Origin of the sequence: Rouxiella sp. Mn2063 (assembly GCF_049319665.1) — a bacterium.
In the GTDB taxonomy this organism is placed as follows: domain Bacteria; phylum Pseudomonadota; class Gammaproteobacteria; order Enterobacterales; family Enterobacteriaceae; genus JBMOUD01.
Genome location: NZ_JBMOUD010000006.1, coordinates 258,595 through 271,252 on the forward strand (window position 1 = coordinate 258,595; position 12,658 = coordinate 271,252).

The window sequence follows — 12,658 nt, forward strand, 5'->3', positions numbered from 1 at the left end:
ATTTAATTGAAGGCGTTAATTAATATTATTGTAATTAATTAACCCGAAGGTTTTATATAAATGGATAAGTTAATGAATTTACTTTTATGACAAAAGAAGATATTTACACCTAATAAATTTCAGGCCCCATGATGAGGCCCGGTATGTCTTATTGGTTCACTGCCAAAGTAGAGTCTACCAGTGAGTTGACGTCGACTTTATTCGGTAAAATTTTTAACTGATAAAACAGATCGGCTACCGGCTGTAATGCGTTGATGTCTTGTGGGTTGACAGCATGTGCGCCTTTTGAAGTGCGATCGGCAATACTCTTAGCCGTAGCCAGTGGCAACCGCGTGAGGTCGGCATAAACTTTGGCATAGTCATCTGGATGATTAATCGCCCATTGTCGCGCTTGGCTGACTCGTTTAGCAAAATCCTCAATCGCCGCCCGTTTGTCGGGATCGGCCAAGGAACGCGTTGTCGCCGTTAAAAAACCCAGTGAAGGCGTCAACCCTTGCCCATCGCGCAGCAAACGCGCCCCATTTTGCTCAGCCACGCCGAGATAAGGATCAAATACTGCCCAGGCGGCAATTTTACCCGCACTAAATGCTGCGCTGGCATCGGTTGGCATGACAAATTTAATTGTCACATCATCCTGCTTAAGCCCAGCCTCTTTGAGCGCGGCATAGAGTAGATTTTGTGAGATGCTGCCTCGTGCCGAAGAAACCACCACCGTTTGACCTTTAAGATCGCGCACGCTGTGTAGCGGAGAATCTTTTGGCACAATAATGCCGTTAGACTGACCGAAACCAACATTGGTTTGGATCAATTTAAAATCCACGCCACCGGATGCCGCCATGAGTATGGGCAAGTCACCGGCATAAGAGGTGTCGACTGCATCAGCTCGTTGTGCCTCAAACAGCGGTGCTGCTCCTTGAAAATTGGCCCATTGATATTGGTAAGGCGCATCTTTTAATACGCCAGCCGCTTCGACTAAACTTCTCAACCCGCGAGATTGATCGCCCAATACCAGTTTTACATCTTTTAGCGCGGCATGAGCAGCTGGCGCCATCAGCAATGTGGCGCTCACCCCAATCACCTTTAATAGCAAAGAAAGTCTGGCCATGAATATCCCCTTGTTTTAATGAATGCTCACGCTAACAAAGAGCCATTTATTACTTAAATACATTTTACTCATAAACTAATATGCATAATTAGCATGAAGTACGGATTGAGGAAAAGCACAGCGCGGCATAATGCAAAAAATATCATTACCTATTGATTTTATTTATTATTATTTTAAATATTTTGTCTTTTCTCTTCAGCTATGATTAACCGACAATGATAGGCAATATCGATAATTAACTGATTATTAAAGAAAATAATTCAATAAACTTTATGCATATTAATTTATGCTAAAAATGCATTTTAATTATAATAAATTAACGTATAGGGTATAAAAAATCGATTATCCGAACAGAAAAATAGACATCATCACGTGGAGTCAATATGGCACTGGTATCCCTCTCGTCCTCGCATGCAAACGACATCAAAAACAGTGTGAGCCATGAAGAATGGCAAGAACGTAGTAAACTTGCGGCCGCTTATCAACTTGCCGCGTTATATCGTTGGACCGACCATATTTACACCCATTTTTCGGTACGCGTGCCGGGGCCGGAAGAACACTTTTTAATTAATGCGTATGGCCTGCTGTTTAGCGAAATTACCGCTTCGAATCTGGTTAAGATCGATTTGGACGGCAATATTATTTCCGACCCAACCGGGCTTGGCATCAACCGTGCCGGGTTTGTGATTCATAGCGCGATTCACCGTGCGCGCCCAGATCTTAAAGCCGTATTACATACTCATACCAAAGATGGTGCGGCGGTTTCGGCGCAAAAGGATGGCTTACTGCCTTTATCCCAACATGCATTAGGTTATTACTCGCGTATCACTTACCACGAATATGAAGGTATTGCGCTGGATCTTGATGAGCAACAACGGGTGGTACAAGATCTTAGCACCAGCAACGTAATGATTTTACGCAACCATGGATTACTGGCAGGCGGCGTCAGCATTGAGCATGCATTCCGCGAGCTACAAGGCTTAGAGCGCGCCTGTAATATCCAGATCGCAGCATTATCAGGCGGTCGTGATAATTTGCATTACGCCCCACAAAGCGCGATTGATAAAGTCAAAGCCCAGTCACAACGCTTCCAGCATGGCACCGATGACATCACGCAAAAGCACTGGAATGCCGCCGTCCGCCAGCTTGAAGCCGCCAATTTGCTCAGCTATAAAAACTAATACCGCATCAAGCTGGCGATCTTTAATCCTCTGAGCGTAAATATTGCTGCCGATAACGCCCCGGCGTTAACCCAGTCACACGTTGGAAAGCGCGATTAAACGCCGCCTGCGACTGGTAGCCGACAAGTTCGGCGGCCTGTTGCAGGCTTTTGCCGTTTTCGATTTGCTGGCGAGCCAGAGAGATGCGCAGTTGGCAGACCATTTCTGCCGGAGGAATCGCTGAAACAGTATTAAAACGCTGAATAAACCAGGAACGAGACATGCCAACGGCGGCAGCCATATTGACTACGCTCCAGTCTTTAGTCGGGAATAAAATAATTTCCGCAAAAAGATTCAAGAACTCAGGGGCCATTTTTATATTATTCAATGGCGTATCCAGTGTCGTTTGTTGTAAATATTGTCTTATTCCAATAAATAATAAAATTTCCGCTAAGGATGAAATAACACGCTCACTTGATAACACGCCGCGTTGCGCTTCTTGATGAATGACATCGGTTATTTTTTTTATACTGCCAGAATGATCATCCTGATTTTTTAAAATAATGACTTCCGGTAAGAACGATAAAATCATCTGACTAATGACCGAATGGAAAGTCAAAAATCCACAGGTTAGCGCCGTGCCCGTGGGATCATTATGTGGCAGAACATGCATTTTCGTCACCGGAGCACGCTGGGCAGCCGAGCGCTCACGATGAGCGGAAAGGATAAATGGACAATCCCGTAAAATAAAGACTACATCGCCGGTATGCAACAATGCAGGTGGCGATTCGCTCCCAAGGTGCAACCAGCAATCACCTTCCATAACAATGTGATAGCTAGACTTCCCTTGTCCTGCCGTGCTTCCTTGCCATGAGCCGCAGTATTTGCCGATATGAAAAACGGTGCTCTTCACCTGCAAATTCTCTAATAACCATTCGTTATTTTTCATAAGAAAACGACATATTAAGTGGACAAATGAACAATAAATTCACTTTTAGCAGCATTGAATAGCCACCACAACAAAAACATACTGAGACTCTATTCAACAGGAGGAAAATATGTCCCGAGTTACCCTACAAACTATTGATAGCGCGCCTGACTCTTCACGCCCTTATTTGGAAAATGCTCGCCGTATTTCTGGGTTCATTCCTAATTTATTGGCTGCATTAGCCACATCGCCAGCCGCAATTAAAACTTATGTCACCGTATCCGAGATTAATAACAACAGCAGCCTATCGGCAGCAGAAAGAGAAGTTGTGCAGTTAATTGCTGCGACCACCCACGGTTGCAGTTTTTGCGTGGCAGGGCACAGCGCGACCGTTGAAAAGAAGCACATTTTACCTGCTAACGAATTAGAAAACTTGCGCACCCATCAGCCATTAGCCGATGAAAAGCTCAATACCCTCGCCTACTTTACTCAACAGGTTATCGCCACGCGTGGTGCCGTTAGCGACGAGGTTTATCAGCAATTTCTTGCTGCAGGTTTTAATGAACAACAAGCCCTGGACGCGATTCTTGGTGTTAGCCTCGCCACGCTGTGCAATTTTGCCAATAGCTTTGCTAAGACACCATTAAACAACGAACTTCAGCCTTGGGCCTGGAGCGAATAAGTCTCTTTGCGCAGAGAACTTACAGACAACATTTCCGCATAAAAAGATGAGACTTGTGCATGTTAAATAACACTCTGAGCCACTGGTTAGACACCCATGCGCTTGAACTCGATCGTTCAAACGCCCTGAGTCACCCGCTATTGATAAAAATGGCGGATGCCGGTCTGTTTGGGATTGGTATTCCGGTGGATCAGGGTGGAAACGGCGGCAATATTACGGATGTCATCACCGCCGTCAGTCAAGTCGCCCGCCATTCGCTGACCGCCGCTTTTATGTTTTGGGGCCACCGGACCTTTATTGAAATGCTGTTACAAGCCCCGGTTCGCGGTTTGCTTGAGCAACACCTGCCCGACCTGTTGAGTGGCAAGCTAGCCGGTGCAACGGGCCTGTCTAACGCAATGAAGTTCCTCTCTGGTCTGGATGAGCTACAAATTATCGGCGAAGCGTCAGACGGCGCATGGCATATTTCAGGGCATCTTTATTGGGTGACTAATCTGCAATCATGCGGATTTAAAATCGTCACCGTGATACAGCCGCAAGATGGCCGCGAGCCTTTTATTGCCATTATTGACTCGCAAGCGCAAGGCGTTCGCCGTTCTGAAGATTTATCACTGATGGGTATGCAAGGCAGCGCCACCGCGGCGCTTACATTTGACCGGGTACCGCTTGCCAGCTCGTCTTTATTACACGCTTCGGCCGCCACATTTTTACCTCGCGTACGCCCGCATTTTTTGGGTATTCAGTGCGGTATGGCGCTGGGCCTGGCGGAACAATGCTTAGAAAATTGCCGTGAGCATCTTGCGATTGGGCATGTATTGCATGCCGACTGGTCAGCACTACAACAGACGTTTATCGGCATACGCACCGCTCTACTGAGCGGCGTGGCACAGCAGCAGTTTATTGCGCAACCCGCAGAAATGTTCCGCCAACGCATCGCCTTGATCGACCTTGCTAAAGAGGCCGTGCAATTAGAATTAATCGCGCGCGGCGGCAAAGCGTATTTATCACCGCAGGGGGATCATGTCGCACGCCGTTTGAGAGAAAGCGCATTTCTGCCCTTGATCACCCCCAGCGTTATTCAATTACGCCAACAGTTAGCGGGATTAGGCCAATGAGTTGCTTACTGGAAGCGTTATCGATTGATGTAGGATATCGCCAGCAGGGTGTGACGACCACGCTACTACAAAATTTTAGTTTTAGCCTTCAACACAAAGAAATTGTTGCGGTAGTCGGTGCCAGTGGCGTGGGGAAATCAAGCCTATTGCGCATTCTGGCCGGATTGGAAAAACCGCTTGCCGGCGAGGTTCGCTATCAGGGGGCGGTACTCAATACTCCGCATCCCCATCTGTCTGTCGCATTCCAAGACCCGACTTTATTGCCCTGGCGTACGCTGGCACAAAACGTGGCTTTTGGACTCAATTTTCGTCATCAACCCTCGCTCAATGCTCATGAACGTCAGACTCGCGTTGCACAGGCTATTGATGCCGTGGGGCTACGCGGGCACGAAAACAAACTGCCGGCGCAGTTATCTGGCGGCATGGCACAGCGCGTCGCACTTGCACGATGTCTGGCTCGCCAACCGCGAGTGGTGTTGCTCGATGAGCCTTTTAGCGCGCTCGATGAAATTACCCGCCATGAGATGCAACAGTTGCTGGTTTCAGTACTGCGCCAACACCAAATGTCGGGGTTACTGATTACTCATGATATTGACGAAGCATTGCTAATTGCCGACCGAGTCGTTCTGCTAGGCAATCGTCCAGGCCGTTTGGTCGGCGAGTGGCAGCTGAGTTTTTCTCAGCCAAGACATGAAGCGTTAGATGAGTTTGCTCATTACCGTCTCGATATTCTAAAAAAATTGCGCAACTCACGCGCTGCTATTAACCAGGAGTAAGCAGATGTGCCAAATGTGTAATGCTATGTCGCGTCGGGATTTTTTAAAACTCAGCGCACTGCTCAGCGCTGGCGCGGCGCTGCCACTTATTATGCAGCAAAAAGCTCGTGCGGCCGCAGAGCCTAATGCACCGGTGCGTATCGGCTATTTACCGATTACCGATTCAGCACCGCTGTTGGTTGCCCACGCCCGAGGCTTATTCCAGCAAGCTGGCGTAGAGGTTGAACGCCCGGTGATGTTTCGCAGTTGGTCACAAATCATCGAAGCCTTTATCTCCGGTCAGGTCAATGTGATCCATATGCTATCTCCGGTCACCGTATGGGCGCGCTTCCAGTCAAAAAATCCCGGCCAAAGTCGTTGCCTGGAATCACACCAATGGTTCTGCGCTCACGGTGGCACCGCAGATTAAGCAGTTAAGTGATTTAGCCGGCAAAACGGTCGCCGTACCGTTCTGGTACTCCATCCATAACGTCGTCGTACAAGAGATGCTGCGCCAGGCGGGGTTGCAAGCGGTAACCGGTACACCGACCCAAAATCAGGTCAAATTACTGGTGCTTTCCCCCGCAGATATGGTTCCGGCACTGGCAAGCGGACAGATTCAGGGCTTTATTGTGGCAGAACCTTTTAATGCCCTTGCCGAAGCGCGCAATGTTGGCCATATTTTGCGTTTTACCGGTGATGTCTGGCAGAACCACGCCTGCTGCGTTGTGTTGATGCACGAAAGTGATTTAACCCAGCGCGCTGCCTGGAGCCAAGGCGTAGTCAATGCCATCGTTAACGCCCAGCAGTGGATCCGCCAAAATCGGCAAGAAACAGCAAGCATTCTTTCCCGCAGCGACAGTCATCAATACACCCCGCACGATCGTGACGTATTGGCGCAAGTATTAGCTCCGACGGCTGAAAAATACAGTTTATGGCAAGCAGATGGCGCGATGTCACATCCGTCATGGCACCAGCAACGTATCGATTTTCAGCCCTATCCTTACCCAAGCTATTTCGCCACGCTGGTCGAACAGTTAAAAACTACGGTGATGGAAGGCGATGCCAGCTTCCTAAAAAACCTGGATCCGCAGCAGGCTAGCGCCGAGTTGGTTGACGATCAGTTTGTACGTCACAGTATTGCTCAAGTTGGCGGAATGGCAGCCTTTGGCCTGCCGGAAAACAGCTTTACACGTCAGGAAATTATCGCGCCATGAAAGCCCTTTTTTTGCGTTTTTGCTGGGGTATTCCGGGGCTGATACTGTTACTGCTGATGTGGTGGCTGGCGACCCATTCGCTGACCGGAATAGCCGCGATGTTCACGCCAGATGCGGCTTTTCGCAGCTTGTGGCAGATGCTTTGGCAGGGAAATCTGCTCGGCAATATAGCCGTTAGCTTGCAACGCGTTGCGATAGGTCTGTTATTAGCACTGACAATCGGTATTCCCGTCGGGCTGCTGTTAGGATGTTTTAGTGCGCTCGAACGCTTGGCAATGCCGGTACTGCAACTATTGCGGATGGTTTCTCCACTTTCCTGGATGCCGTTAGCCGTGATGATTTTTGGTGTTGGTGATTATCCGGTTTGGTTCCTGCTGACCTTTGCCGCCGTGTGGCCGATCATTCTCAACACGGCCAGCGGCGTAAAGCATCTTCAGCCCGGTTGGCTGATGCTGGCTCGTTCTCTGAGCGCCACGCCGTTGGAAACGTTATGGCACATTATTCTGCCGGGCATTGTGAGCCACATGCTCACCGGCGTTCGGCTTTCGATTGGTATTTTATGGATTGTCCTTGTTCCTTGTGAAATGTTGGGGGTCACCTCGGGACTCGGCTACGCGATCCTCGACGCCCGTGACCGGCTTGATTACCCTGCTCTTATGGCGATTATCATCACCATCGGCATCATTGGCTTTGCAATGGACTTTGCCGCCCGCTGGCTGATTGCTCGCTATCAACCCCGAGTATCATAACCACAAGAATAAAGAGGCAACCCAGATTAAACCTGGGTTGCCCACAGCGATTTACCCTGAAATTGATGGAATAGAAAATCAATCATCACCCGCATTTTTGCCGGATAGGCGTGGCGGGTGGAATAAACTAAATGAATACCGCCTAACGTCGCAGGCTCAATATCTAGTTCAACCACGGTTAACTCACCACGCGCTAAGGCATCAGCGACAATAAATTCGGGTTGATAAATCAACCCGAGCCCACTCACAGCCGCCGCGACCAGCGCCATGCCATTATTGACCTTAAACGTGCCTTTGATCGCGATCTTATGTTGATGTTTATGTCCAAAGCGCCAGACATCTGAACTATTGATATTGGAGATCGTTGACCCTAAGCAGTTATGCTGTTGTAAATCTTCGATCGTTCTTGGGCTGCCCACTCGCTCCAGGTAAGCGGGAGAACCACAAACCACCATTCGGCAGTCCGTTAATTTGCGGGAAACTAATCCGCTGTCACGAAGAAACCCCGTTCGAATGGTTAAATCCCAGCCTTCATCAATTAAATCGACAACACGATCGTTAAGCCCTAACTCAACCGTCACATTAGGATGCTGCGCGTGGAACGCATTCATTAATGGTGAGATATAACGTGAACCAAAGGAGAGCGGTGAATTTAAACGCAACAGACCAGAGGCTTCAACCCGCTGGGAAGCCAGCATATTTTCCACTTCTTCTAATTCTGGTAGTAAACGATTAACAGTCAGTAAATATTGCTGCCCCGCCTCGGTCAGGCTTAGTTTTCGCGTACTGCGTTGAAACAGGCGCACACCAAGCCGAGCCTCGAGTGCATCAAGATGCTTAGTTGCCATGGCGGCAGACAGTCCAAGCACTCTTGCTGCCGCAGAGATACTGCCGAAACGTGCAGCACGTGCGAATACATTCATTCCTGTGATTCTGTCTAGCATTCCACCCTCATTTCATCGCTTATTTCACACTATCAGTTGGAACTGAATTAAATACCCCGCGGATTATCAACTTTAGATTTGAAATATACAATTAACAACAGTTTGGCTTTCTCAACTTTTTTATAGATAGAATCGACCAAGGATTTTTAGTATGAATATTGATCAAATCGTTAAGGCGCGTCATACCAGCAAAGCTTATGATGGTTCCCGTAAACTGTCTGCTGAACAACAGCAGCAGGTTTTTGACCTGTTGAGATATAGCCCTTCTTCGGTTAACTCCCAGCCTTGGCATTTCTTCGCGATCACTTCTGATGAAGGCAAACAGAAAATCCTGCCGGCCATCATGGAAGCTAATGAATCCAAAGCGCTCAATGCATCGATGGTAATTGTCTTCACTACTCAGGCTGAAATTACTGATACCCACTTAAATGCCCTGCTGGCACAAGAGAAAAAAGACGGCCGTTTCCGTTCTGAAGATTCAGAAACAAACCAAGATAAAGGACGCCGTTTCTTTATCGGCCTCAATAGTGACACCGCTGAACAACAGCGTGAATGGATGGCGCGTCAGGCTTATATCTCTTTAGGCTTTTTACTGCTCGGTGCTTCAAGCCTCGGTTTAGATGCCACGCCTATCGAAGGCTTCCATGCTGATAAAATGGATGAGTTGCTCGGTCTGAAAGAGAAAAACTTAACCAGCGTTGTTGTTGCCACCGTGGGTTATCGTAGTGAAGGTGATTTTAACGCCGTCCTGCCTAAATCTCGCCTGCCGCAAGAGCAAGTGATTACCCAGCTTTAAACATCACACCAGCCGCTTTTCATTTAGCGGCTGGTGCTGTTTTGTTATCAGGCGCTAGCGACGCCCATAATTATCTTCGACAACCGGTTCTCTAGCGGTATTCAGCGCCTGCTCTCGCAGAGCAATGCGGTCGATGAGATATTGCGCATCTTCACCGACTCCCTCAAAACGTCCCGATCCCCAGGTCCACAGCCAAGGTAAACCGAGGAAGTAAAGCCCTGCTTCGATTGATTCACCGCGATAATGCTGAGGATAACCGAGAGCATTAAAAGCCGGGACATCAATCCAACTGAAATCAGTATGGAAACCGACGGCCCAAATAATGGTGCTGATACGGCTCAAATCGATGCTTTTAGGCATCTCGGCTGGCGACCATAGCGGTTGATAACGTGCTTCTTTCGGCGCAACAATGCCCTGACTGGCAATCCATTCATCAATGTTGTCCTTAATTTTTTCTGCTGTCGCGTCCGCACCATCAAGATTCTTCAGCAAGTCATCACCGGTCAGTAAATGCTCGTCGCGATAATCTAATAAACGTCCATATAACTTCATGCCTTGTAGAGCAAACAGACGCAGGTCGATATCGCGGCCACCGTCGCGTCCGGTGACGTAATGGTTAGTCTTACGACGCGCATTTTCCCCCAACGGGTGGTTATCAACCGTTAAACGGTAATGCCCCATATCCTCCAACCAGGTGACAACGTCACGCCCACGATAAAATCGCGTCACTCTCGGTGCACTGCCCACACACAAATGCACCTGCCGACCGGCAAGGTGTAAATCTTCCGCGATTTGCGCCCCGGATTGTGCCGATCCCACGACTAATACTTCACCGTCTGGCAGGCTATCGGCTGACTTATAGTTCGCAGAGTGCACTTGTAAAATACGCTCAGGTAAACGCTGCGAGATCTCAGGGAAACGTGGGCGGTGATAATTTCCCACCGCGACAACGACCTGCCCGGCGCGATACTCGCCTTCGCTAGTTTGCAGCAGATAGCCTTCCCCAAGTTGAGTGACACGGTTCACCGTCACGCCCTCACGCAGCGGCGGATTAAAGCTGGCAACATAGCGCTCGAGATAATCCACAATCTGTTGTTTGACCATAAAACCATCAGGATCATTACCATCGTAGGCAAAACCCGGCAGTTTGCATTGCCAGTTTGGCGTCACCAGGCAGAAGTTATCCCAACGCTGCTCGCGCCACGCCCAGCCAAACTGGTGCCGCTCCAGGATCAGGTGATCAATCCCTTTTTGCTTCAGACAGTAACTCATCGATAACCCAGCCTGTCCGCCGCCAATGATAATTACAGGATAATCAGTACGTTCCATTACTCACTCCACAGCGGTTGGATTATATAACCGTAATTTTTTCAACGGTGACATTGTCTGAGGCACTAAAGTGCCCGGCTTTTTGGGTAATCGCACTCGCCTGATCCATCGCGCTAGAACAGGCATAGCCAAACTTACTGGCAACTCGCTCGCTGGCTTTATTAAGCGCTTGCAGCGCGGTGGCGGTAAATTCTTCAACTGTGTAGGGATGATTAACTTTTAAATAGGTTTCGATCACCGTTGATGGCGAGTAGCAGGTTTCCAGGCTGTTGTCCGGCCAACGAACTACAAAATGCATTGCAGGCATAACATTCTCCAAAAGATGATTAGTGACCCATACCGGTTAACGGTCGATCGTTGAGATCCCAAAAACAGGCGCGTTCTTGCGATTGCGTAACGTAAAGTTGCTTTGAGTTATTAAGTTGCCCAATCTGTGCCGCGGCTATCTCACAAGCGTGAAAAGCATTGAGCACGGTGGACACATGCGCCGGTTCTACCGCCAACAAATAACCAAAGCTTGGGAAGGCTTGCAGCCACTCGAGCCAGGCGCAGTCGGTTGGCTTAGGAATCGATAACAGGTCAATGTCAGCACCTGAACGGCCGCTTTCGAGCATCATCAGCAGCGTGCCTAACAGTCCCGCCTGGCTAATATCTTTAGCCGCTACCGCTAATTCGCGGTCGGCCAACATCGGCAAAATTTCCATCGCTTGTCGTAATTGTACAGGTTCAGCGGCGGTAGCCGCATCCCAGTTAAAACCGGGTTTACGCCAGCGGCCGCGTAAATCAATAGCCGCAATCAGCACCAAACCGCTGCGGGCATTAAAGCTACTTAGCACCCGCTTAGCCTTGCCCAGGACCGCAACGGCCAGTTGCTGCTGTTCGCTTCTCAGGTTGGTGTGTCCGCCAACAATAGGGACCTGATAAGCCTGTGATGCGGCGGTCATACCTGACAAAAGTTGCCGGGCTTTATCATCGTTGGCGCTCCATATCGCATTGACTATCGCTTGCGCTCGGCCTCCCATTGCCGCGATATCGCTCAGATTAACCATCACGCCACACCAGCCAGCAAACCACGGATCGTGCTGCACAAATTGATTAATGAACCCCTCCATAGCTAACAGGCTGTAACCCTGCGCTTCATCCAGGACTGCGCAATCATCCCCGTTAGGATGCTGATGATCCGCCCGCCACGCCCCCTGCAATGCGCGGGCGATATGTTGGATGTCAGATTTATGCGCAATAGCCATGCTGCTGCGCAATGCCGCCAACAGACTTGGCAACGAATCACTCATAGCGCGGCTCCTAACAGAGACGGCGCGAGCTCTTGCGGAATACGTTTTACCCGCCCGCCCATCACCATGCCGCTGTTGGGAGCGTGGCAAGGAGGATAATGGTCGAGATCGGCTTGCATAAAGACATGTGGGATATCACGCAGCGTCATGGTTTCAAGAGTTTGCCAATGCATACGCCGGAATAAAGATTCATTCTGCGCCTGCACGTGGGCATAAAATGCTTCACATCCCAATGCATTCGCACTTGAAACGGCAAGACGGATCAGCATTGAACCTAACTGCCCCTCGCGGCGAAAACGCCAGTCCACCGCCAATCGGGAACCGAACCAGATACCAGGCTGTGACTGATGAATTCTGACCGTACCCACCACCTCTTCGTGCCAGCCCGCCATATTGCCTAACACCACCAGCAGATGGGCGTGTGAGTCGATATCATCAAGATCATGCTGTTCGAAAATACCTTGTTCCTCACAAAAAACCTGACGGCGCAACGCATAAGCCTGTTCTCTTTCCCAAGGTAAAGTGACCCATTTAATGGTGTACTGCGGATAGCTCTGATGCATTGCGGCGCTCCTTTACTCAACAC

Annotated in this window: 15 protein-coding genes; 8 read left to right on the forward strand and 7 right to left on the reverse strand. The window is 49.2% G+C overall.

Features of this window, described 5'->3' with window-relative positions; translation table 11 throughout:
- Positions 1 to 148 precede the first annotated feature (148 nt).
- Positions 149 to 1,105, reverse strand: coding sequence for an ABC transporter substrate-binding protein (locus ACL9RG_RS11830; RefSeq protein WP_422792813.1), 957 nt, complete (start codon positions 1,103 to 1,105; stop codon positions 149 to 151).
- Positions 1,106 to 1,488: 383 nt separating this feature from the next.
- Here ACL9RG_RS11830 and ACL9RG_RS11835 point away from each other — a divergent pair, with 383 nt between their 5' ends.
- Positions 1,489 to 2,286 (forward strand): class II aldolase/adducin family protein, encoded by a 798-nt coding sequence (locus ACL9RG_RS11835; RefSeq protein ID WP_422792814.1) that lies wholly within the window; start codon positions 1,489 to 1,491, stop codon positions 2,284 to 2,286.
- Between the two features lie 22 nt (positions 2,287 to 2,308).
- Here the strand turns inward: ACL9RG_RS11835 and ACL9RG_RS11840 are convergent, their stop codons facing one another.
- Positions 2,309 to 3,214 carry an AraC family transcriptional regulator gene (locus ACL9RG_RS11840; protein WP_422792815.1) on the reverse strand — a complete coding sequence of 302 codons (906 nt, stop codon included), beginning with the start codon at positions 3,212 to 3,214 and terminating at the stop codon, positions 2,309 to 2,311.
- A 109-nt stretch (positions 3,215 to 3,323) separates the two neighbouring features.
- On the opposite strand from ACL9RG_RS11840, the gene ACL9RG_RS11845 reads away from it, so the two are divergent.
- The 6 genes from ACL9RG_RS11845 to ACL9RG_RS11870 are packed head-to-tail and all read left to right on the forward strand — an operon-like array spanning position 3,324 to position 7,711.
- A complete protein-coding gene (locus ACL9RG_RS11845; protein WP_422792816.1) occupies positions 3,324 to 3,875 on the forward strand; it encodes a carboxymuconolactone decarboxylase family protein in 552 nt (183 codons plus the stop codon).
- A 59-nt stretch (positions 3,876 to 3,934) separates the two neighbouring features.
- Entirely contained in the window at positions 3,935 to 4,990 is a 1,056-nt protein-coding gene (locus ACL9RG_RS11850) for an acyl-CoA dehydrogenase family protein (protein ID WP_422792817.1), read from the forward strand.
- The gene (locus tag ACL9RG_RS11855; protein ID WP_422792818.1) at positions 4,987 to 5,766 is read left to right on the forward strand and encodes an ABC transporter ATP-binding protein; all 780 of its coding nucleotides are present in this window, start codon (positions 4,987 to 4,989) and stop codon (positions 5,764 to 5,766) included. Before ACL9RG_RS11850 ends, ACL9RG_RS11855 begins: the two co-directional genes overlap by 4 nt.
- Before the next feature lie 25 nt (positions 5,767 to 5,791).
- Positions 5,792 to 6,175 carry an ABC transporter substrate-binding protein gene (locus tag ACL9RG_RS11860; RefSeq protein WP_422792819.1) on the forward strand — a complete coding sequence of 128 codons (384 nt, stop codon included), beginning with the start codon at positions 5,792 to 5,794 and terminating at the stop codon, positions 6,173 to 6,175.
- Entirely contained in the window at positions 6,108 to 6,962 is an 855-nt protein-coding gene (locus ACL9RG_RS11865; RefSeq protein ID WP_422792846.1) for an ABC transporter substrate-binding protein, read from the forward strand. Before ACL9RG_RS11860 ends, ACL9RG_RS11865 begins: the two co-directional genes overlap by 68 nt.
- Complete coding sequence (locus tag ACL9RG_RS11870) at positions 6,959 to 7,711, forward strand: ABC transporter permease (protein ID WP_422792820.1); 753 nt, start codon at positions 6,959 to 6,961, stop codon at positions 7,709 to 7,711. The genes ACL9RG_RS11865 and ACL9RG_RS11870 overlap by 4 nt, the downstream gene beginning before the upstream one ends.
- Positions 7,712 to 7,737: 26 nt before the next feature.
- On the opposite strand, the gene ACL9RG_RS11875 is transcribed toward ACL9RG_RS11870, so the two are convergent.
- Positions 7,738 to 8,655: a LysR substrate-binding domain-containing protein gene (locus ACL9RG_RS11875; RefSeq protein ID WP_422792821.1), complete on the reverse strand. Its 918-nt coding sequence runs from the start codon at positions 8,653 to 8,655 to the stop codon at positions 7,738 to 7,740.
- Positions 8,656 to 8,806: 151 nt separating this feature from the next.
- Here ACL9RG_RS11875 and nfsB point away from each other — a divergent pair, with 151 nt between their 5' ends.
- Entirely contained in the window at positions 8,807 to 9,451 is a 645-nt protein-coding gene (gene nfsB, locus ACL9RG_RS11880) for an oxygen-insensitive NAD(P)H nitroreductase (protein WP_422792822.1), read from the forward strand.
- Positions 9,452 to 9,505: 54 nt separating this feature from the next.
- On the opposite strand, the gene ACL9RG_RS11885 is transcribed toward nfsB, so the two are convergent.
- From ACL9RG_RS11885 to ACL9RG_RS11900, 4 genes are read right to left on the reverse strand one after another with little or no spacing between them, the layout of a single operon-like run.
- Positions 9,506 to 10,780 (reverse strand): MSMEG_0569 family flavin-dependent oxidoreductase, encoded by a 1,275-nt coding sequence (locus ACL9RG_RS11885; protein ID WP_422792823.1) that lies wholly within the window; start codon positions 10,778 to 10,780, stop codon positions 9,506 to 9,508.
- A 22-nt stretch (positions 10,781 to 10,802) separates the two neighbouring features.
- Entirely contained in the window at positions 10,803 to 11,087 is a 285-nt protein-coding gene (locus ACL9RG_RS11890) for an MSMEG_0570 family nitrogen starvation response protein (RefSeq protein ID WP_422792824.1), read from the reverse strand.
- 19 nt (positions 11,088 to 11,106) lie between these two features.
- Complete coding sequence (locus ACL9RG_RS11895; protein ID WP_422792825.1) at positions 11,107 to 12,072, reverse strand: sll0787 family AIR synthase-like protein; 966 nt, start codon at positions 12,070 to 12,072, stop codon at positions 11,107 to 11,109.
- Positions 12,069 to 12,635 carry an MSMEG_0567/Sll0786 family nitrogen starvation N-acetyltransferase gene (locus tag ACL9RG_RS11900; RefSeq protein WP_422792826.1) on the reverse strand — a complete coding sequence of 189 codons (567 nt, stop codon included), beginning with the start codon at positions 12,633 to 12,635 and terminating at the stop codon, positions 12,069 to 12,071. Before ACL9RG_RS11900 ends, ACL9RG_RS11895 begins: the two co-directional genes overlap by 4 nt.
- Positions 12,636 to 12,658: the final 23 nt, after the last annotated feature.

Excerpts from the sequence above, each read along its gene's own strand:
- nfsB (WP_422792822.1), top strand. The coding sequence starts at position 8,807 with ATGAATATTGATCAAATCGTTAAGGCGCGTCATACCAGCAAAGCTTAT.
- ACL9RG_RS11840 (WP_422792815.1), bottom strand. The coding sequence starts at position 3,214 with ATGAAAAATAACGAATGGTTATTAGAGAATTTGCAGGTGAAGAGCACC.
- ACL9RG_RS11830 (WP_422792813.1), bottom strand. The coding sequence starts at position 1,105 with ATGGCCAGACTTTCTTTGCTATTAAAGGTGATTGGGGTGAGCGCCACA.
- ACL9RG_RS11890 (WP_422792824.1), bottom strand. The coding sequence starts at position 11,087 with ATGCCTGCAATGCATTTTGTAGTTCGTTGGCCGGACAACAGCCTGGAA.
- ACL9RG_RS11835 (WP_422792814.1), top strand. The coding sequence starts at position 1,489 with ATGGCACTGGTATCCCTCTCGTCCTCGCATGCAAACGACATCAAAAAC.
- ACL9RG_RS11855 (WP_422792818.1), top strand. The coding sequence starts at position 4,987 with ATGAGTTGCTTACTGGAAGCGTTATCGATTGATGTAGGATATCGCCAG.
- ACL9RG_RS11900 (WP_422792826.1), bottom strand. The coding sequence starts at position 12,635 with ATGCATCAGAGCTATCCGCAGTACACCATTAAATGGGTCACTTTACCT.
- ACL9RG_RS11870 (WP_422792820.1), top strand. The coding sequence starts at position 6,959 with ATGAAAGCCCTTTTTTTGCGTTTTTGCTGGGGTATTCCGGGGCTGATA.
- ACL9RG_RS11875 (WP_422792821.1), bottom strand. The coding sequence starts at position 8,655 with ATGCTAGACAGAATCACAGGAATGAATGTATTCGCACGTGCTGCACGT.
- ACL9RG_RS11860 (WP_422792819.1), top strand. The coding sequence starts at position 5,792 with ATGTCGCGTCGGGATTTTTTAAAACTCAGCGCACTGCTCAGCGCTGGC.
- ACL9RG_RS11850 (WP_422792817.1), top strand. The coding sequence starts at position 3,935 with ATGTTAAATAACACTCTGAGCCACTGGTTAGACACCCATGCGCTTGAA.
- ACL9RG_RS11845 (WP_422792816.1), top strand. The coding sequence starts at position 3,324 with ATGTCCCGAGTTACCCTACAAACTATTGATAGCGCGCCTGACTCTTCA.
- ACL9RG_RS11885 (WP_422792823.1), bottom strand. The coding sequence starts at position 10,780 with ATGGAACGTACTGATTATCCTGTAATTATCATTGGCGGCGGACAGGCT.
- ACL9RG_RS11895 (WP_422792825.1), bottom strand. The coding sequence starts at position 12,072 with ATGAGTGATTCGTTGCCAAGTCTGTTGGCGGCATTGCGCAGCAGCATG.